General features: G+C 37.3%; 19 protein-coding genes and 1 pseudogene. 6 read left to right on the top strand and 14 right to left on the bottom strand.

All coding sequences use genetic code 11. From position 1 onward, the window contains the following. Positions 1-77: 77 nt before the first annotated feature. A complete protein-coding gene (locus GHC26_RS11110) occupies positions 78-263 on the top strand; it encodes a YhzD family protein (RefSeq protein WP_163971350.1) in 186 nt (61 codons plus the stop codon). An 86-nt stretch (positions 264-349) separates the two neighbouring features. Here GHC26_RS11110 and GHC26_RS11115 read toward each other — a convergent pair whose 3' ends face one another. The 4 genes from GHC26_RS11115 to fumC all read right to left on the bottom strand — a co-directional run bounded on the left by GHC26_RS11115 (position 350) and on the right by fumC (position 4,809). Further along, positions 350-1,120, bottom strand: coding sequence for an enoyl-CoA hydratase (locus GHC26_RS11115; RefSeq protein ID WP_163971351.1), 771 nt, complete (start codon positions 1,118-1,120; stop codon positions 350-352). Positions 1,121-1,584: 464 nt separating this feature from the next. Further along, on the bottom strand, positions 1,585-1,944 hold the full coding sequence (locus GHC26_RS11120; protein ID WP_163971352.1) for a YlbF family regulator: 360 nt from the start codon (positions 1,942-1,944) through the stop codon (positions 1,585-1,587). Between the two features lie 279 nt (positions 1,945-2,223). Further along, the gene (locus GHC26_RS11125) at positions 2,224-2,433 is read right to left on the bottom strand and encodes an alpha/beta-type small acid-soluble spore protein (protein ID WP_163971353.1); all 210 of its coding nucleotides are present in this window, start codon (positions 2,431-2,433) and stop codon (positions 2,224-2,226) included. Between the two features lie 990 nt (positions 2,434-3,423). Continuing rightward, a complete protein-coding gene (fumC, locus tag GHC26_RS11130; protein ID WP_163971354.1) occupies positions 3,424-4,809 on the bottom strand; it encodes a class II fumarate hydratase in 1,386 nt (461 codons plus the stop codon). Between the two features lie 267 nt (positions 4,810-5,076). Here fumC and GHC26_RS11135 point away from each other — a divergent pair, with 267 nt between their 5' ends. After that, positions 5,077-5,991 carry a zinc dependent phospholipase C family protein gene (locus GHC26_RS11135; protein WP_163971355.1) on the top strand — a complete coding sequence of 305 codons (915 nt, stop codon included), beginning with the start codon at positions 5,077-5,079 and terminating at the stop codon, positions 5,989-5,991. Between the two features lie 484 nt (positions 5,992-6,475). Here the strand turns inward: GHC26_RS11135 and GHC26_RS11140 are convergent, their stop codons facing one another. The 4 genes from GHC26_RS11140 to GHC26_RS11155 form a co-directional block, all read right to left on the bottom strand. Beyond that, a complete protein-coding gene (locus GHC26_RS11140) occupies positions 6,476-7,744 on the bottom strand; it encodes an MFS transporter (protein WP_163971356.1) in 1,269 nt (422 codons plus the stop codon). A gap of 92 nt (positions 7,745-7,836) precedes the next feature. Beyond that, a complete protein-coding gene (locus GHC26_RS11145; RefSeq protein ID WP_163971357.1) occupies positions 7,837-9,300 on the bottom strand; it encodes a methyl-accepting chemotaxis protein in 1,464 nt (487 codons plus the stop codon). 92 nt (positions 9,301-9,392) lie between these two features. Beyond that, positions 9,393-9,626, bottom strand: coding sequence for a hypothetical protein (locus tag GHC26_RS11150; protein WP_163971358.1), 234 nt, complete (start codon positions 9,624-9,626; stop codon positions 9,393-9,395). 71 nt (positions 9,627-9,697) lie between these two features. Continuing rightward, on the bottom strand, positions 9,698-10,915 hold the full coding sequence (locus tag GHC26_RS11155) for an MFS transporter (protein WP_163971359.1): 1,218 nt from the start codon (positions 10,913-10,915) through the stop codon (positions 9,698-9,700). A 190-nt stretch (positions 10,916-11,105) separates the two neighbouring features. On the opposite strand from GHC26_RS11155, the gene GHC26_RS11160 reads away from it, so the two are divergent. Next, complete coding sequence (locus GHC26_RS11160; protein WP_163971360.1) at positions 11,106-11,978, top strand: cation diffusion facilitator family transporter; 873 nt, start codon at positions 11,106-11,108, stop codon at positions 11,976-11,978. Between the two features lie 304 nt (positions 11,979-12,282). Here GHC26_RS11160 and GHC26_RS11165 read toward each other — a convergent pair whose 3' ends face one another. The 3 genes from GHC26_RS11165 to GHC26_RS11175 are packed head-to-tail and all read right to left on the bottom strand — an operon-like array spanning position 12,283 to position 13,897. Further along, on the bottom strand, positions 12,283-12,834 hold the full coding sequence (locus GHC26_RS11165; RefSeq protein WP_163971361.1) for a GNAT family N-acetyltransferase: 552 nt from the start codon (positions 12,832-12,834) through the stop codon (positions 12,283-12,285). A gap of 38 nt (positions 12,835-12,872) precedes the next feature. Next, positions 12,873-13,166: an AzlD domain-containing protein gene (locus GHC26_RS11170; RefSeq protein WP_163971362.1), complete on the bottom strand. Its 294-nt coding sequence runs from the start codon at positions 13,164-13,166 to the stop codon at positions 12,873-12,875. Then, a complete protein-coding gene (locus tag GHC26_RS11175; RefSeq protein WP_163971363.1) occupies positions 13,163-13,897 on the bottom strand; it encodes an AzlC family ABC transporter permease in 735 nt (244 codons plus the stop codon). The genes GHC26_RS11170 and GHC26_RS11175 overlap by 4 nt, the downstream gene beginning before the upstream one ends. A 1,180-nt stretch (positions 13,898-15,077) precedes the next feature. On the opposite strand from GHC26_RS11175, the gene nhaC reads away from it, so the two are divergent. Next, entirely contained in the window at positions 15,078-16,445 is a 1,368-nt protein-coding gene (nhaC, locus tag GHC26_RS11180; RefSeq protein ID WP_163971364.1) for a Na+/H+ antiporter NhaC, read from the top strand. A 197-nt stretch (positions 16,446-16,642) separates the two neighbouring features. On the opposite strand, the gene GHC26_RS11185 is transcribed toward nhaC, so the two are convergent. Both GHC26_RS11185 and map read right to left on the bottom strand, forming a co-directional pair. Then, positions 16,643-17,410: a cobalamin-binding protein gene (locus GHC26_RS11185; RefSeq protein ID WP_163971365.1), complete on the bottom strand. Its 768-nt coding sequence runs from the start codon at positions 17,408-17,410 to the stop codon at positions 16,643-16,645. A 22-nt stretch (positions 17,411-17,432) separates the two neighbouring features. Then, the gene (gene map, locus GHC26_RS11190; protein WP_163971366.1) at positions 17,433-18,185 is read right to left on the bottom strand and encodes a type I methionyl aminopeptidase; all 753 of its coding nucleotides are present in this window, start codon (positions 18,183-18,185) and stop codon (positions 17,433-17,435) included. A gap of 136 nt (positions 18,186-18,321) precedes the next feature. Here map and GHC26_RS11195 point away from each other — a divergent pair, with 136 nt between their 5' ends. Together GHC26_RS11195 and GHC26_RS11200 are read left to right on the top strand one after the other, a co-directional pair. Beyond that, positions 18,322-19,047, top strand: coding sequence for an ABC transporter ATP-binding protein (locus GHC26_RS11195; RefSeq protein ID WP_163971410.1), 726 nt, complete (start codon positions 18,322-18,324; stop codon positions 19,045-19,047). Next, positions 19,037-20,674: a putative ABC transporter permease subunit gene (locus GHC26_RS11200; protein ID WP_163971367.1), complete on the top strand. Its 1,638-nt coding sequence runs from the start codon at positions 19,037-19,039 to the stop codon at positions 20,672-20,674. The genes GHC26_RS11195 and GHC26_RS11200 overlap by 11 nt, the downstream gene beginning before the upstream one ends. A gap of 210 nt (positions 20,675-20,884) precedes the next feature. Here GHC26_RS11200 and GHC26_RS15945 read toward each other — a convergent pair. Continuing rightward, positions 20,885-20,977, bottom strand: a pseudogene (locus tag GHC26_RS15945) (YjcZ family sporulation protein); the annotation flags it as partial. Between the last annotated feature and the right edge of the window lie 40 nt (positions 20,978-21,017).

Consider the following 21,017-nt stretch of genomic DNA (forward strand, 5'->3'; position numbering starts at 1 on the left):
GTATTTCTATAAATTCTAACGTTAAGAATAGAAAAAATCCATCCTAACCATTAAAAATTTTGATGGAGGTGAAGAAATTGAGAACTTATACATTAACTGCCTTCGAAAAAAACGGTGAAAAACGTTTGGATGAAACCTTTACTGCCGAAACGAATGAAGAAGCGAAAGAAATTGGCAAGAAAAGACTAGCTGAAAAACAGTTGCTTGAACATACACATCGTTGCGTCTCCCCTGAAGCGAAACTTATCCTGTTTCATCGTTAAATTATTAGAAGACGCAAACAACGATTTAAAAAGACGACTCCACTATACAAATTCTAAAATAGAGAATCGTATAGAAGTCGTCATTTTTATTTCCCCTTGAACATCGGATTCCGTTTTTCCAAGAAAGCACGTACTCCTTCTTGATGGTCATGTGTATTACGTAATTCCCATTGTGCTTTTCTTTCTTCTTCCAAATATTCTTTTAAATCATCTGCTTTTTTGTGATGATAAATTTGTTTCGTTTTAATGATTGCTTTTATCGGCATGGTAAGCATTTGCTTCGCCATCTTTGTAGCCTCATCTACTGCTGATTCAGTAGTTAATTGATCGACAAGCCCCATTGCCTTTGCCTCAGGACCTTCTACCTGACGCATTCCCCAAGTAAATTGTTTTGCTTTATGAATACCAATCCGTTCACTTAACCAGAAATGACCACCTCCATCAGGAGCAAGTCCAACTCCGATAAATAACATTCCAACGTTAGCTTCTCGCTGAGCGACTACATAATCAGCAGTTAATGCCAAACTCAATCCCAAACCTACCGCAGATCCCTGAATAGCCGAAATGACTACTTTAGGCATCTTATATAATGTAAGAACTATTTCTTCGATTGATTTCATAACAGAATCATAAAATTCCTTATTCTCAAAGTTCTTCATCATGCTAATATCGCCACCAGCACAAAAGGCATTTCCATTTCCACTAAGTAAGACAACTTGATCTTCGTTTTTTTCGACTTGTTTCACAATATTTCGTAATTCCGATAACATGTCTTTATTTAAGGCATTATAACGCTCTGCACGATCCAACTTTATATGTGATATTCCGTCATTTCGTTCTAGTATAACAAAGGCCAATGTTAAACTCCTCCTCTTACATTCTGCCTATACATTCGACAAGAGTAAACAAAATCCTGCCTATATTTTAAAAATAAATCGATAAAACACGTAAAAAATCAACCGATTTAAGTGAATTTTTGTTAGATGGATTTTATAAAGGGAGTCATTCGGAATCTGTTACCGTGTTTGTACTTTGCTAAGCTGTTTAGGAGTTGACAGAAACACTCTGTTACTATTTTTTATCTTCACTTACTAAGTTAGGCACTGATAAACGTTCTCTGTTACCATTCTTCAATTTCCCTTCTCAATTCGAGCACAGATAATCTCCTCTGTTCCGATTTAACCGTTGAAACACACACTGGTACTACAGACAAGCACATCCATCCTAGTAGGCCGCGTCAAATCCACATATTAGATTACTTTCCTAATGTAATATGAAAGACCCGCAGAATCCTTTCTACGAGTCTTATGTATAGCAGAAGTTATTCGTTTGTTTCTTCACCATTGCCATATAGTTCTTCTAATGGCTTGGTAATGATACGACTAATATCATTAATTGCAACATTAAGGCGTTGTTCCGTCTCCATTAACTTCGAAATATCTTGATGTTGTTGAACAAGTTCTACAACTTGTCTTGCTTTTTCTACTTCTTCTTCCGAAATTTCTTGTCCTTGCATTTGCTTTTCTTGAAGTGCCATCTGTGTATCTCGGAAGTTATTGAACATTTGTCTTGCAGATTCATCATTCATTACTGCATCGTAAGCATTTTTAAGATCTTGGAATTCATCACTTTCGCGAATTGCTTTTTCAAGATCATATGCACTATCATACATGTTTGGCAAAATAATTTCCTCCTTCGTTTTCAAGCCTAAGCTTACTATAACAAACGTAAACTTTCATGTATACTTATAAATCAAAATAAAAATTAATTGGTAAAATCAGTATAAATTTTCCACCAAGGCAAAAGCTATCAATAAATTTATTAAACAAGAATAAATTGGAAGTTGAATGTGACTGTTCCTGACGTTTATACAAAAGTTGTATACAATAAAAGAGGGAACGTCATATAGACATTCCCTCTTGTTCAAGATAGGGTTTTTCCCCTAAGAAGCCATCATTATTTATTGTTGTTGTCCACTAAATTGTTGTTGAGCAGTTTGAACTAGTCGCTTAGTGATCTCACCGCCAACAGAACCGTTTGCACGAGAAGTAGTATCTGCACCTAAGTTCACACCAAACTCTTGTGCAATTTCTGTTTTCATTTGGTTTAGTGCTTGATCAGCACCAGGCACGACTAATTGGTTTGAATTGTTACTGTTGTTGTTAGCCATGTTTATCACCTCCTCTGTAACCATATTGTTTGTAGATCGGCCAATCTTATCACAAATAAGTACTGGTAAATTGTGTTTGTTTGGCTAAAAGTTAGCATGGCAGGACTTGAGGTTACTTAAAAAATCTTAAAATAGGAGAATTAGACTTATTTTAGGTGCCATAATTAGTGTTTTATGGACATATAAGAGGAGTAAACGTTATGGGTTAAAAGTCAGCTCGGATTTTTATAAAAGTGAGCTGAGCATAGTGAGGTGGAAATTCCTCAAACGTTAACTAAGACGGTTTGTCAGTGACATCTTGAACTTGTATTTCTCCAAAAGTAAATCGAGACAACTTATCAGTGACATTCTTAGTTAGTATTCCTCCAAAAGTGAACTGAGACCCACTTATCAGCGATATTTACTGCCATATTCCTTCCAAACATGTAACGAGACCGCTTATCAGAATCATTTTTAGACTGGATTCCTTCCAAAAATGACTCGAGGCCACTTATCGATGCCAATATCATCAATTAGTTCAGTAAAAGTCCATTGATCTACGAACAAAAGCTAGAAGCGCCTTGATCACCCCCGATTAGAAAACTAGGCTTTTCGCCAAGTTCTTATGGCGAAAGCCTTAGTTGCACTTATGCAGTAAGAACGTTTTGTTTCTTATCTGCCAAGCATAAGCCAAGCCTCGACATGGCGCTTTTTGCGCGTAATGTGGATTGGCTTATGACCTCGAGGGGGTAGGCGCTGGCCGATGAAAACTCGTGCGTCCTTATGTCTATCGGCACTAGGACGTCAATCGCTCTCACTGGCTAAAATCGTCACGTCCTGTGACAACGCCAGCACTAGGACGTCAATCGCTCGAAGCTGGACGTGGCCTTTCCTATATAAGACAGTAATGAGGCCAACTTTTTATACTTTATCTTTATAAAAAAACACGTTATTATTCAGTTGAAAAATAACGTGTTTCTTAAATTTATCCCTCGAATCTCAGGGGGTAACTTATTTCGGATATGTCATTTCTTTTGGATTAACATATTGATCAAATTCTTCAGCAGTTAATAATCCTAATTCAACTGCTGTCTCTTTCAGTGTTGAGTTATTCGCAAATGCTGTTTTTGCAATTTTGGCTGCATTTTCATACCCAATATGAGGGTTTAGCGCAGTTACGAGCATTAACGAATCATTTAAATACTTCTCAATTTGTTCATGATTTGGTTCAATTCCTTTTGCACAGCGTTCGTCAAAGGATAGCAAGCTATCTGCTAAAAGCTGACAGGATTGTAAGAAGTTATAGGCGATAACTGGTTTAAATACGTTTAATTCAAAATTCCCTTGGCTTGCCGCAAAGCCAATCGTTGCATCATTTCCCATCACTTGAGCAGCAACCATTGTAACAGCTTCACTTTGGGTTGGGTTTACTTTGCCTGGCATGATCGAGCTTCCAGGTTCATTTGCTGGAATGGTAATTTCACCAATCCCACAACGTGGACCACTTGCTAGCCAACGAACATCATTTGCAATTTTCATAAAGTCAGCCGCTAACGCCTTTAATGCACCATGCGCATATACCGTTTCATCATGACTTGTTAGCGCATGGAATTTATTTGGAGCGGAGACAAACGTCTTACCTGTTAGTTCACTTATTGTCTTACAAACTTTTTCCGAGAACTCAGGATGTGCATTTAACCCTGTTCCAACTGCTGTTCCACCAATCGCAAGCTCTTTTAAGTATTGCAAGCTCTCTTCTAGCATTTTCTCCGATTTTTCTAACATTCGATGCCAACCGCTTATTTCTTGTCCTAATGTTAATGGCGTTGCATCTTGTAAATGAGTTCGTCCAATTTTAACGATATCATTAAACGCTTCCATTTTTTCTTTTAAGGTCCCTTTTAACGTGCGTAATGCTGGGAGTACGGTATCTTCCACTTTTAAAGCAGACGCTACATGCATCGCAGTTGGGTAAGTATCATTGGAACTTTGGGATTTATTCACATCATCATTTGGGTGAAGGGTAACATCACTACCCTGTTCTTTTAGCCACTCATTTCCTACATATGCAATCACTTCATTCACATTCATGTTGGACTGTGTTCCACTTCCAGTTTGCCATACTACTAATGGAAAATGTTCCGTAATCTTTCCTTCTATAATTTGATTAGCTGCATATGCAACTGCTTCTGCCTTTTTCTCTTCCAACAAACCTAATTCACTGTTTACCTTTGCAGCACTCTTTTTTAGAATAGCAAATGCTTCAATAACCTCTTGGGGCATTTTTTCATTTCCGATTGGAAAGTTTTGTTTGCTGCGTTGGGTTTGCGCACCCCAATATTTATCAGCAGGTACTTTTACTTCTCCAAGTGTATCTTTTTCGATGCGGTAATCCATGTTATGTTTCCTCCCCTATGTATACTTGATTCATTATCCTTATCTATTGTACCAAACTTTAGAGAATAGCTTAATCATATACTTCTAACAAATCCATAATAAATGGCTATTTCATTAAAAATTTCGAAATACTACAGATTGACACAAAACTGTAAGTACTTTTCCCCCATATTGATTGAGTTTTCTTTTATAATAAAAAAAGTAAACGAGAATAACATCTAGCGATAATGCATACAGGTTTTCAAAAAACGTAAAGGGGGAACAAATATGCCGAATATATGGACGCATATGCTTTTTTGTGAAGAAGTTGTCGACTCGATTGGACACTCATACCCCTTTTCACAAGATGAGGCATATATGAAATTGGGTGCCCAAGGACCAGATCCATTTTTTTATTACAATTTTTGGCCTTGGGTTAAAGACGAACCAATACATGAAATAGGGAAATTATTGCACACGAAGCATTGTGGTGCATTTTTAATTGATTTAATTGAAGAAGCAAAAAGTGCGAATTCGCGTGTGAAAGCCTATGTGTTCGGTTTTGTGACACATCACATTCTTGATCGTCAGACACACCCATACATCCATTTCCGTGCAGGATATGAGGGGAATAACCATCAGAGATTAGAAGTACGTATTGATACGAAAATGATGCATAAATTTTATAATTTAAACACTTGGAAAGTCCCAGTCTATAAAGAAATCGATGTTGGGTCTAATTTACAAGAGGAACTGGCTATGATGTTACATAAGACAATTGCGAAACATTATCCAGAAATAAATAGACCATCTCCTGCCTACATCCAAAAAGCTTATCGTGATATGAAACGAGCATTAAAAATACTAGCCGATCCATATGGTTGGAAAAATGCTCTTTTTGGATCTTTAATTGGCGCTTTCTCTCATCAACCAATTAAGGATGATATCGATGATCTTAATGAAAATCATACAACATGGTATCATTCAGCAACCAATAAACCTTCTAACAACAGCTTTATTGAATTATATGATCAGGCACGTGTTGAGGGAAGTGTGCTATTAAGAGAGTTGATTAAATTTTGGGAGAATGGTAGTGAAGTTTCCAAACAACGTTTAGTCGAATTAATTGGAGATATTTCCTACGATACTGGGGAACCTTTAGCACTTGAATTAGAAAATCAATATGCTGATCCAATTATATAAGAAACTGCTTAAAACGACTCTTACAAAAAAGGCTCAGGTCTACTTTCATCAAGTAGCCTGACCTTTTTTTATGGATCTTTTTATATGATGCGTCGTAACTTACCGTTCCAGCAGAATACTTCGCTTTCACCAGGGGCACAAAGAGCGTGAAAGCGAAATGTTTTTCTGTAGCGGTAATTTTAGCTAAATGTTACTGCGCATAAAACACATTATACGTCGTCGAAAACAACAAAGTGTATGCCAAAAGAGCCTTTTCCTTATACGTTAGAAGCCACTCTTCTAACGTATAAGGAAAAAAACTATTTAAACAGCTTACGCAACATTTTGCCGGTGCTTCTCCCAGCTACACGTCGTCCCACTCTTTTTCCTACCTTTCCTTTTTTGACAGCATTTATATCTCCTAAAACTCGTGAAAACATGTACAACGTACGCCTTAATTTATTAATGTTCATGTATGATCACCTCTTTAATTGTTCAGTCCTTATCATGCCATATTTTCAGCATCTCTCATTCCTTTTTCTACATCTACAAATTTCAATAGAACAATGCCAATAATAAAGAAAATGATTAAGGATATAATGCCAAAACGACTATTACCAGTCAACTGACCAACAAAACCAAATAAAAATGGACCAAAGACAGCTGCAAATTTAGAAGAAATCCCATAAAACCCGAAGAATTCTGCTTTTTTATTTGCTGGAACCATTCTACCATAGATGGACCTACTTAAGGATTGTGCACCACCTTGGACAAATCCAACGCAAATCGCTAATAAATAAAAATGAAGTGCAGACGACATAAAATAGCCCAAAATAACAATACCTAAATAGACATATAAGGAAAATGTTAATGCTTTTTTAGCGGATATCTTCGTAGCAAGCCATCCGAATAAGAAGGTACACGGGATTCCAACAAACTGTGTAATGAGTAAAGCAATAATTAATGCATTTTGATCAATTCCTATGTCTCTTCCATAAATGGTTGCCATCCGAATAATGGTGGATATACCATCATTATACATCCAAAAAGCAAATAAAAAGAGCAATAAATGCTTATATTGCCTTATTTCCTTAAATGTAGTCGCTACTCTGGAAAAACCAATCCGAAGATACGATTTTTCCCGTTTCGGTTGCTGCTTTGTCTCCTCTTTTATGTTTTTTAAAAGTGGAAGAGAAAAGATAAACCACCAAACACCTACAGAGGCAAACGATAATTGACTTGCTGATGTCACATTTGGAAGACCAAACCATCCAGGATTTATGATCATTAAAACGTTAATCAGCAATAATAAGCCACCACCAATATACCCCCATGCAAATCCAGCTGAGGATACTTTGTCGATGTCTTCCCCTTTTGCTATCTCTGGAAGAAAGGCATCATAAAAAACGTTTCCACCTGTAAAACCAATTGTTCCAATAATAAATAGGATGGAGGCTAATATGTAATCTCCTTCTCCGACAAATGCCAATAAAATACTTGCGATAATCCCCATAAATGCAAAAAAGCGTAAGAACTGTTTCTTTGCTGCGGAGTAATCACTTATTGCACCTAAAATTGGTGCTAATACCGCAACGATTAACACTGCAATCGATTGGGAATAACCCCAATAACTAGTGGCAAGATTTTCCTCTAAGCCAACAGCAGCTACATCATAATAAAATACAGGCAGGACTGCAGCCATGATCGTTGTCGCAAATGCTGAATTTCCAAAGTCATACAACACCCAACTAAAGACTTTTTTATCTCGCTTCAACAAAAACACCTACGCTTTCCTTATTGTCCAGCATATTAGCGAAAAACGTCATTGTAATACGTAGTAAGATTTTTGAATCACCAACAAAGCAATTAGGCTTTTTCTAGTGTAGCTGCCGTTTGATTCGTCTCTTCAATGGCAGTTGCCAAATTACCCATACGATCCGTTTGTTGATCTACTACAGCTTCTAATTCTTCAATGGTAGCTGTATTTTCTTCAATGATCGATGCCAAATGATCGACCGATTTGTCAATTGTTTCAGAAGATCCTTGTATCTCTTTCGCTTCATTACGTAAATAGCCTAAATATTGAATGAAACTAGTTAGTTGTGCCGTTATTTTTACAAAGTTGTTTTTAGCATCAAATGCATTTTGTGCACTTTGTACAAGTTTAACGGTATTTTGATCCACTTCTTGTTGTGTTCGTTTTGCATCATCTTCTACTGCTTCTAAATTATATTTGATTTGCTCGGCAGTTTGCTGTGAAACTTCTGCTAGTTTTCGTACTTCACCAGCAACAACTGCAAACCCATTACCTGCATCACCAGCACGTGCTGCTTCAATACTTGCGTTTAATGCTAATAGATTTGTCTGCTCTGCAATATCTTGAATCTTTGTCGTAAACTGATTGTTTTCATGCATTTTTTGTACTAAATGTTCCATGTTCACGCGTAATGATTCAAATGATGCTTGGAATCCATCTAGCATTTCTACTAGTTGTGTCATCGATCCTTGACTTGTTTCCGATAATGCCTTCAGCTCTTCTCCATCTTTCGTACTTCTTGAGAAAGAAGTTAACATTTTTTCCAAACGGGTATTTGTTTCATCTGTATTGGATGAAATCGTTGTTGCTGTCTCCGTCTGTGTTTGGCTTGCCGAGGCAATTTCTTGGAAGGCATGACGCATTTCTTGCATCCCTTGTGCATTCAAATTACTGTCTTGTTCGATTACATTCATATTTTCCTGTAATTTATTTGCACTAATCTGGATCATTTGTTTTTGTTTTTCATTTTCATCAGCACGTTTTTCACTTTCTGCCAGTGCTCGTTGAACACGTATAATTAATTTTCTTGTAACAAGGACTTGAAAGACCATTACAGCAGCAACCAATGTAAAAAAGACAATCGTAATCGTAGTAGCACGGCCATCAAATCCAATGATATCTCCTTTTGTCACGACAAAATAGGTGAGAACTAGTATTCCTAATATCCCGCCAGTAATTAATACGCGAAGTGATAACGATAATGCTGCAACTGCCAACAGAAAAAAAACAAATAGCATATTCGTTACATAATCTGAACTTTCAATAACAACAACAGAAATTCCTGCTATACAAGTAACACCTATGTAAGGAACTATTTTAGGAAAGATCTGTTTGAGATGAAAAAGCGTCATCAAGATAATGCAAATCCCACCACCAATTCCAATAGCCAATATGTTTGCAATCGGTGCTCCAACCACTAACTCCGCACCAATACCTAAAAACATGGAGAACACTAAAATATATAATAATATCTGATTTTGCTGTTGTGCGATTGTTTCTGTTTGTGCGCTCATCCCATTCCTCCTCATAGTCAGACAAAAATTACTATGTATTGTGAAAAAATAGCCTTACCAAAGAGAGGTAAGGCTACTCATGTTGAGTGGAGTTACTCCCATATATATTGCCTATACAACTCGCTTAATCGCATAAATTCATCCACATTCTTTTGATCAATAGCATCATTTAAGCGTGATTGGATATACGTTTTATTCCAAAAAAAGCAGATCTCATCTAGTACTAATCGTGAAGTGAATCTAATTTCAAATGGTACTTCTCGCTTGGCACGAAGGACATTACCCGTATACCGAAAATATCGGTAATATACTTTTTGCTTGCGCATGGAACACGCCCCTTTGTTCCTTTTTTCTATTATCCTAAATTTTTAGAATAATTTCAAGAAAAAATTAAAATTTATTCGGGGTCAATGTTCCGATAAGCTAAAAATCCAGCAATTAACGCAAAAAGGCATAACAAACTCGCCATCCAACTTATCGTATGTTTCATCAGTATTGCTATCACTGGAGGTCCTGCTGCAACACCAATAAACCGCATGGCACTATAGATAGATGTAATAATCCCTCTCACTTTTTTATCAAGGGTTTCCGTAATGAATGCATCTAAACAAGGTAAGGCCATTCCAATTCCAGTTCCACAAATAAAAAACACCGTTAATAAATATGCTGGATGATTCATAAATGGAATAATAGCCACCGAACAGCCTGATAAAATAATCCCAATAAAGGTAACCCACTTCATTACTTTTAGATCGTCTTCTATTTTTCTCCCAGTTATAAATGCTGTGATGGATAGTGCTAATAATGGAATGGCTAGTAATACGCCTTTCCAAACACCTTTATAGCCATAATTATCCTCTAAAATACTGGATAAATAAAATAAAAAACCAAATAACACAAACATTAAAATGGCACCAATCACAAAAATTGCGATAAGCCACCGCTTATGCTTTCGAAAGACATCCTTAATCATCTCTAAATAAGCATGAAAATCTTTATCCATTTCATTTCCGTTAGATTTCTTTTTAATCATAAACAGAACAAGCACTGCAGAGATGAGACAAAAAACAGGTATAGAGAAAAATGGTAAAAACCAAACAACCATAGCTAACAGTGCACCTAATATAGGGCTAAGTACTTTTCCAGCTGTATTAGCTGTTTCAACAATTCCAAGTGTTGCACTTGCTTCTTTATCATTGCGAAATATGTCTCCAACTAATGGTAATACAATAGGAGCTCCTCCTGAAGCACCTAAACCTTGAAGTATTCGGCCAATTAAAATCACAACAAAAGCGTCATCCATTTTCCAAGACGCCCATCCTGCTATGGTTCCACCAATACCAGTTATCAACAGGGATGGAATAATGACTATCTTTCGACCAAATCGATCGGATAAATAGCCAGCAATTGGGATAAAAATAATCGCAACTACTGAATAAGCAGTGATGATATAGCTTGACTGCAATTTGGAAATGCCTAACTCTTCTTCCATTAACGGTAAAATGGGGATAAGCATGGAATTGCCTAACGTCATAATAAGTGGAATGGAGGCGAGGGAAATTATGATCCACCGTCTAGCCTGTACATGATCATCTGCATTTGCTCTATGTCCCATCCAACGTCACCCTTTGCATGTTAATTTACAGCACTTACTATATCCTTTCTTCCTCTTTTTATGCTTGTGTGGTGACAAGAGTGACAAGTTTGCATACACCAATAATAGGGAATCCTTTGTATGGATCATTAGACTCACCATATACTACTTTGGTAGACTAATTTGGGAATGAATAAATGGAGGATCATCCATGAATCATACAGATAATTTAAAACGAGGCGAAAAAGGTGCATGGATTAGTATCATATCCTACCTTTTCTTAGCGGTCGCAAAGTTATTAATTGCTTCTATTGGTAGTTCAGAGGCATTACGCGCAGATGGGTTAAATAATGCTACAGATGTAGTCGCTTCTGTCGCTGTTTTAATTGGCTTGAAAATTTCTCGAAAGCCACCAGATGAAGACCACCATTATGGTCATTATCGAGCAGAGACAATTGCCTCTTTATTTGCTGCATTTATTATGGTTTCAGTTGGTATACAAGTAATTGTAGGCACATTCCAAACAATGCTTGATCCAGAAACCATACAGCCAAGCATGTTAACAGCGTGGACAGCTTTAGGTGCAGCAGTCATTATGTTTTTCGTATATGGGTATAATTTACGATTATCTCGTAAAGTTCAAAGTAGTGCTCTTTATGCCGCCGCACAGGATAATCGTGCAGACGCATTTGTAAGTATTGGTGCATTTATTGGTATTATTGGTGCTCAATTTGGGATGCAATGGTTAGATCCATTGGCTGGTTTATTTGTTGGATTAATCATTTGTAAAACAGCTTGGGACATTTTCAAAGATTCCACACATACGCTTACAGACGGGTTTGATGAAAAGCAAATTCAACGTATTAGAGAAAGTGTGGAAAACGATCCAGATGTCAAAGAGGTTTTAGATGTGAAAGGACGTATCCACGGAAACCAAGCTTTTATAGATATTACCATTTTAGTTAGCCCAACGTTAAACGTGCAGGAAAGTCATGCCATTACAGACCGTATCGAAAACTACTTGGCAGAAAAACATAATATTATGCATGCCCATATTCATATCGAACCCTTTGAAAAAGAATAAAGGCGATCCTTTCGTATACATTAAAGCACACAATTGGATCGCCATTTTTAGCGTCTAAAATATAATGGAAGTTTTATCAAAGATTGTTTCTTTTTTGTATAATACTTAACGGTTTGAACAGATGTCGTACTTATGCCCGTGGTGAAAGCGACTGTCTGGAGCGGAAACCAAGGCTGCTATATTACGACGTATTATATAGAAGATGCGAATTTAAGAAAGTAACAAATGCGAAAAGCGCCAATATATTTGACTAGAAGTGTGAAAGCAACACATGTTTTATTGCAAGGATGTGTTCTAGGTGTTTCTAGCTTTTGCTCTCAGATACACCCTCTAATAATGCTAATAACTCCTCGATATCCTTCCATCCATATGCGGTTTCTTGATAGATCCCTTCTCCTATCGTTGTATCCTCTTGGCCAACTGGTTTTGCTTGATAACGTTCATAGAAACGACTAGATGGGTTTTGTTTTAATACCCATACTAAAAGTGACTGATGTCCACGTTCTTTCATAGACTGGGCAAATGCTTTTAACAATCGTGCACCCAGTCCTTTTCTTTGATAGTCATCTAACAAATAAATTGTATAGATCTCTGCATCGTAGGCAAAACGCTTCGTCCGCTCAGGACCACCCGAGATAAATCCAACTATTTTTTCTTCATTATAAATAACATATGTAGCTTGTTCTTCTCGTTGAATACGTAATATAGTTTCCCACAATGCCTTACGATTTTCATACGTCATATTAGATAAATCTCGTTCTTCTAATAAATCCGTATAGGTACTTTTCCACGTTTTAACATGGATATTTGCAATTGCCTCAGCATCTTCATATCTTGCTTTTCGAATCGCAAACATATTTATTCGCCCCCTACTTAAACTGTCTTCATCTATCTTTACATGGTAAATAGAAATACGGTTACAATGGAGCCGATCACGACTAAGATAACGTTTAAACCAAGATAAGCTAAGGCAATTGCTACAATACCTCCAACTAAACCAATATAGGGCTTATCTGGTACAACCGTTAATATTCCCGGAAAAATGAGTGCTCCTAATGCTGCAAAGGGAATCGCATTAAGCCAACGATTAATCCAATCACGAAATTGCAGCTTATCTACGATGAATGCTGGGATAACCCTTGGAATCATTGTTGCTAATGACATACCAATTATAATAGCAATAATCATGACGTCTCTTTCTCCCCTTTCAACAAGAACACACCACTAAGTCCACCCAATACAGTGCCTAAGACAATCGCCCAGCCTTCACTCATAAACTGACTGCAAATGACATTAATTAGCATGGCAATAATTGCAATTAATCCTACTCTTAATTCTTTTTTCACGGATGGTACTAAAAGGCCAATAAACATAGCATACAGTGCAATTCCCATGCTTTGGCTAAGTTGTTCTGGTATCACTTCTCCTAGTAAACCACCTAATAACGACCCAAGAACCCATGCTATGTAAGCCGTTAAGATTAATGCTGTGTAAAATAATATACCTTTTTCTTCCTTTGCTTCTTTTGTGTGCAAAGCAGAAACAGCAAATGTCTCGTCTGTCAATCCTAATGATAAGGGAACTTTCCAATTACGTCCAATATCTCTTAGGTGATTCATAAATGATAAACTCATCACAAAATGTCGGAAGTTCAACACAAATGTTGCTACAATAATTTCAAACGCACCAGCACCTACTGCAATCATGTTTGCACCCATAAATTGACTTGCTCCCGCAAAGACCATCACACTCATCAACGTCAATTCCGTTAAGGTTAACCCTGCTTGTTTGGCCAAAACTCCATATGTAAGCGCAATTGGCAGATAACCAAGCATAATTGGAAAACCAACCGCCATCCCACGTTGAACCATTTGCATTGATGGCGATGTCTTTCGTTTTTCTGCTATATTCGTCCCCATTCTCCTACTCCCTCTTTATGTAAAATTGTTTAAACTTAATTATAAATATATTCCAATTGGTAAATCACTATTGACTTTACATATGCATAAGCTGTATAGTCAATAATATCATTTTCTATTGTATATGAATATCCTCTGAATGCGAAGTAGATTATTCCTAATCAGCAAAAAGAGACAGAGCGGTTGGTGCAAGCTCTGGTAAGGGAATTATTGAATTACACATTCATCTTGAATAGAGGATTGTTAATGAGTGGTTAGGCATTTATAGGCCTAACAATCAGGGTGGTAACGCGGAGTTAAGCTTCGTCCCTATTTAAGATAGGGATGGAGCTTTTTAATTTGGTTTGTTTTTGCATACGTTGTTATTTTCTACGACGCATAATTTATATTATGTGCAATAAGTTAAGGCGATGTTTAGAGTGTTTACCCGTTCCGGAAATACACTTCGCTTTCCGCAGGCGGCTGTTGAGCCTCCTCGTGCTACTCGTCTTTAGGGGTCTCACCTAGGCCTCTTTTCCTGCAGGAGTCTACGTGTTTTTCCTCCACTGATATGATCAACATTTGCTATTATTGTTAATACAGTAGTTGATTGGAGCGTAGGACAGTCGACTCCTGCGGAAAAAACACGCAGCTAGATCTGAACAGGAAGCGGTATTTGCTTCCGATGTCTAACTTCGACGGACAGGAAGTCCTAGTTCCGATGGAGCCACAGGACGTGGCGTTCTCACCGGCCAGCGCCTACGAATAGTTTGAACAGATGTCGCACTTATGCCCATGGTGAAAGCGACTGTCCGGAGCGGAAATCAACAGAACTATTTTATTGCGCATAATCCATCTTATGTGCAAGACATTTCATAATAGAAAGCAACAAACTTTTAGTAAACAGCTTTGTTTTTTAAGGGTGAAAATTGTATAGGATTATCCTCCGAATGCGGAGTAGATTACTTCCAAACAGCAAAAAGAGACAGAGCGGGTGGTGCAAGCTCTGGTGAGGGAGTTATTGAATTACACATTCATCTTCTCAGGAGGATTATGCGAATGAGTGGTTAGACGTTTAGGCGTTTAACAACCAGGGTGGTAACGCGGAGTGAAGCTTCGTCCCTATTAGATAGGGATGGAGCTTTTTTTAATAAAGGGATGTTAAACAACAAAGAGATAACATTAAAAAGGAGGAAAAATCATGTTTCCAATTACACCGAAGCATAACCCTAGTTTTTCAGAGTCTATTATCATTTTTATAGTCATTGTGGGGTTTATTAGTTATTTTATCATTGGACTGGAGACTGTTCCACATGTTCCTATTTTAATTGGTATTTTATTCTTATTTGTTTACGGATTAAGTAAACGTATATCCTTTTCCGACTTGGAAGCAGGAATGATTGCTGGTGCAAAAACTGGGATGGGGGCTATCTTTCTATTCTTTTTAATCGGAATATTAATTAGTAGCTGGATCATGAGTGGAACCATTCCTGCGCTCATGAATGTTGGATTTTCCATTGTAGGAAGTACAGGATTTTATGCAATTATTTTTGCCGTTACTGGCATTATTGGGATATCGCTTGGCAGTTCCTTTACCACGGTAGCAACCATTGGAGTAGCTTTTATCGGGATTGCAGGAGCCATTGATGCATCACTTAGCATTACAGCTGGTGCTATTGTTTCAGGTGCATTTTTTGGGGATAAAATGTCACCACTATCTGATACGACGAACCTTGCTTCATCTATTGTAGGCGTTGACTTATTTGATCACATTAAACATATTAGTCTTACAACGATTCCAGCATTTATTATTTCATTTATTATCTTTATCATTTTATCGCCTAATGAATCAGCTTCCTTTCAAGATGTCAAGCTTTATCAGGATGCTTTAGATGAAGCTGCATTAATTCATTGGTCGTCCTGGATTCCATTTATTGTATTAATTATTTTTACCATTTTTCGAATACCAGCATTAATTGCACTAGCAGCAAGTGGAATCATCGCAAGCCTTGTTGCATGGATGGCAAACAGCTTTCTTTGGCAAGAAATTTGGGATATTTGGTTTAACGGTTTTACGGGTACTACTAGTTTTGAACCTGTTAATGACCTGCTATCAAAAGGGGGCATTAACAGTATGCTATTTACCATTTCGCTTGTGCTATTGGCACTAGGTTTTGGAGGGTTACTATTTGTAACTGGAATTGTCCCTTCTTTATTGAATTCGTTCAAAGAAAAATTAACTAGTATTCGCAGTGTCATCGCTTCAACGGCAGCAACCGCAATAGGTGTGAATGTCTTAATTGGGGAACAATATTTATCTATTATGCTTACAGGTGAGACATATAAAGGGGTTTATCAAAAGATAGGTCTATCCCGAAAAGCTTTATCCCGAACACTAGAAGACGCTGGTACTGTTATTAATCCAATTGTTCCTTGGAGTGTTGCAGGTGTATTCGTAGCTGATGTACTCGGAGTATCAGTCCTAGCTTATTTACCATTTGCCTTCTTCTGTTTGTTAAGTCCGATCATTACGATAATATTCGGCGGAAAATCGTTGAGAAGAAGTTAAATTTGCGTGACCTCCAAATGTGGCGACAAGATGAGTGCTATATGATGATGAACTTGAGCGTGAGATTTGTGAACTTAGGCATCGAAATTGTGAACTTGAGCCAAATAATTGTGAACTTGAGCGCAAAAATAACCAACTTAAGCGCAAACCACCTAATCCCATAAAATAAGAGAGGTTACCCCACGAGATAACCTCTCTTATGAATCAATTACGAGCACGAGTTTCTGTAATCCTTCTAGTAATCTTGGTGATGGCCGGCAAAAAAGGGATTCTTCCAATACGTGTATGTTATTCTGTTGAATAGCCTTCATCTCATGCCAACCGGGACGTTTTCGAACTAATTCAGGGTTCATTTTCTCTTCTTTGACCCCTACCCAGACCATGCATATATGATCGGGGTCCCTTCTTTTTACATCCTCCCAGTCTGTTTGCACACTGGCTACTGGTTCATCGGCAAAAACATTTTCACATCCAGCAAGGGCACTGATTTCAGTTAACCAATTAACCTCACCTGGAGTGAAAATAGGTTTTGGCCACCACTCCCAATACAACGTTGGCTTTTTGGTCGTCGTGGAAGATTTTTCCTGAAAAGACTCCACTTCGTGAAGAAATGCATTCCCCTTCTCTTCGCCTAATTCTTCAAATCCTAAAACTTCACCAACTCGTTTGATATCAGCCGCAATTTCCTCCAATGAATTTGGATTTAAAATAATATAAGGAAGTTGTTTTGCTTCTAATTCATCAATATTTTTCTCCATTCCCGGCACACTTAAAGATGCTAGCACCATATCGGGTTCTAATGCTGCTACTTTATCCATATCAATCGATAGATCTGGTCCAACCTTAGGTAAATCATTGACTGCTTGCGGCCAATCAGAGTAATCATCCACTCCTACAAGGAGATCAATTTTATCAAGATAGGCAACAATTTCTGTATTACTCGGACAAATGGATACAACCCGCATAGACTAACGCCCCCAACTTTATCTAGTTATCTTGGTCCGTTATGATTAATGGACCATCTTTTGTAACCACAAGCGTATGCTCATATTGTGCAGAGCGACCTTGGTCCACTGTTCTAGCTGTCCAATTATTCGAATCCATTTTACTTTGCCAAGCACCTTCATTAATCATCGGCTCAATGGTGATTACCATTCCTTCTTTAAGACGTAAACCTTTGTTTGGTAATCCAAAGTGTGGAATATGTGGCTCCTCGTGAATTGTTGGTCCAATACCATGTCCTGTGAAATCACGGACTACTGAGAACCCTTCCCCTTCTGCATACGTTTGAATAGCATGGCCAATATCGCCAATTCGACTACCAACTTGTGCTTGTTCGATCCCTTTATAAAGCGATGTTTTTGTTACATCTAATAGTTTCTGTCCTTTTTCATCCACATTACCGACTGCATATGTCCAGGCAGAATCAGCTAATCCTCCATTTAAATTGACAACCATATCGATTGTAACGATATCACCATCTTTTAGCTTCTCTTCTCTTGGAAATCCATGACAAATTTCATCATTAATGGATGCGCAAGTCGCATAAGGATAACCACTAAATCCTTTTTGCTCTGGTGTAGCACCATGTTTTGCTAAGTACTCCTCCACAAAGGTATCAATCTCCATCGTTGTGATACCAGGTTTTATCATTTTGGCAATTTCTTTATGAGTAGCAACTAATAAGTCACCAGCTTTTTGCATTTTTTCAATTTCTCGTTTACTTTTTCGTGTAATCATCATTTTCTTCCTTTCTATCAAGCTTCAAACTATCCTATTATATGTTAAAATACGTACCATAGTTATCTATACATATGCATCATGCAAATTGTTCCATTTTAAAGTGTATCATAATTTGAGAAATGAGGCGATGACAATGATTGAAATTAACGATGTCAGTAAACACTTTGCAGGCAACAAGCGTGCAATTGATTCTTTGAACTTAACGATACCAGATGGGAAAATAGTCGGGTTTCTTGGACCAAATGGTGCTGGTAAGTCGACTACCATTAAAATGTTGACAGGAATCCTGCCGATAGATGAAGGGGCGATCACGATTGATGGCTATGACATAGCAAAAAATCCACTCGAGGCGAAAAAAATCTTTGGCTATGTACCGGACCATCCTGATATGTTTTTACGTTTAAAAGGAATAGAATATTTAAATTTCATTGGGGATATATATGATGTCCCAAAAAACATACGACGAGAGCGAATTGAAAAACTCACCAAACAATTTGATATTTATTATGATCTAGATGCTTATATTCAAACCTACTCACACGGAATGCGCCAAAAAATCATTGTAACAGGGGTATTGTTACATGACCCAGATATTTGGATTTTAGATGAACCACTAACAGGGCTTGACCCTAAATCAGCTTATACGTTAAAAGAAATGATGCGCCAACACGCTAGTGAAGGGAATACCGTCTTCTTTTCGAGTCATGGTTTAGAAGTAGTGGAACAGTTGTGTGATATTGTTGCGATTATTAATAATGGAAAATTAATATTTTATGGGGATATGCAGGAGATGCGGGAACAATTTCAAACCAATCAATCTTTAGAGGAAGTATTTTTGGAGTTGACAAATGATGAATAAAACATGGCTATTAACGAAAACCATGCTAAAAATGCAATATTCCAAAGCAGGTAAAAAGAAGGAAATTGCCTTATACGTTGTTGCCTTTTTTCTTTTATCCCCAGCTATTATCCTTTTACTAAATGCAGTTGGAAATCTCATTAATACGTTGTACCAGGCCTTACATCCATTTGGACAAGAATCCTTAATCTTAGGTCTATTATTTATGATGGTTCATATCTTCTTATTCTTTGTGAGTGTGGTAACCGTTCTAAATTCCTTTTATTTTGCAGAAGACATTGAATCGTTCATACCTTTTCCGTTTCAACCATACCAAATATTAGTGGCCAAAGCAGCAGGTCCGTTTATTTATTTGTACCTGACAGCAAGTGTTCTATTTATCCCGGCTTTTTTCTTTTACGGAAATGTTAGTGGTGCATCATTTTTCTATTATCTTATCGGCTTGGTCTTATTTATTCTAATACCTGTTATTCCATTTACGATCGCATCCATTTTACTAATGGCCATCATGCGCTTTGTCAATATAGCTAAAAATAAAGACCGTTCCAAAATCATTGCAGGCATATTGATGTTAGGGTTTATCATTGGGATAAATGTTGTTGTTCGTTTAAATACAGATAATGATGCAATTATGCAAGAGATCACGACGTTTATGCAACAGCAGGATGGTCTTTTAGAAATGATCACTGCCATCTATCCACCTGCATGGTTTAGTTCAAAAGCTTTAGCAATTATCCCATCATTGGCAGGATTACTTTATTTTCTCGGTATTATTGCACTTAGTATTGCAGGATTTTTCTTATTCTTATGGCTCGGACAGCTCATTTATTTCAAAGGACTATTAGGCGTAAATAGTGGAACAAAACGAAAAGTACCAGAGGCCAAACTCTTGAAAAAGATCAAACAACAACCAGTTTGGGTCACCTATACACAAAAAGAGTTGCGCACAATCATCCGAACCCCAACCTTTTTAATGCAGTGTATTATTCAAAGTTTATTTGGACCTGTATTTTTAGTGGTCCTATTACTATTTGATACAAATTCATTAAGTGGGTTTATGGATATGTTTAGTGAGAAAAAGGGCTTTTTAATCCTATTTATTGCAGCTGTATTTATTTTAGGTGCGAATACAACAGCAATTTCTAACCTATCACGTGAGGGGAAAAACTGGGATACAAATCTATTTCTGCCCTTAAACCCAAAGCATATTTTTCACTATAAGATCATGACTGCATGGCTAATTAATTTACTAACGATCGCGTTATTCTTAATTATTTTTGTATTTATTTTTCACTTACCAACTATCCATATCATTGTCTGGTTACTGCTTACTTTAGTAGCAAGCTGGTTTACTAGTGCAACAGGTACCTATCTAGACTTTTTACAGCCAAAACTAAATTGGACAGATGAACAGGAAGTATTTAAGGCACGGATTATTGGATTGATTTCGTTACTAATCGAGGTTGGAATAGTTGGTATTGTTGTACTACTATTGTGGCATAGAGACACCATACAAGGTATTTACATCACTTCCCTTATTCTCTTCGTATTTTTAGTAATTGGAATAACCATTGTTCATTGGTTACTATACCGAAAGTTACGTAATGATGATCATCGAAGTCTTTAGAAAAATGCGCATTCGCTACTCCCTAACGAATTTGGGACATGAAAATGTTAACCACGTCGACTAAAATTTTATATTTTCCTAACGAGTTAAAAAAACATGCAGAGGGCTCACTCCCCTGCATGTTTTTATCTCTATTTTTTAATAAACACCATAGCCGTAGCCACCAGCGCCATATCCGCCGTAGCCACCATAGCCAGCACCAGCACCTGTATAAGCAGTACCAATTATAATTAACAAGATGAATAGAACGACTAGCAATGCAAAGCCAGAACCATAACCATAACCTGTTTCTACATGACTCATTCAAAATCCCTCCCTAATTTGTCGTGCATACTACACCCTA

Source organism: Oceanobacillus halotolerans (genome assembly GCF_010993955.1).
Classification (GTDB): Bacteria; Bacillota; Bacilli; order Bacillales; family Amphibacillaceae; genus Oceanibacillus_A; species Oceanibacillus_A halotolerans.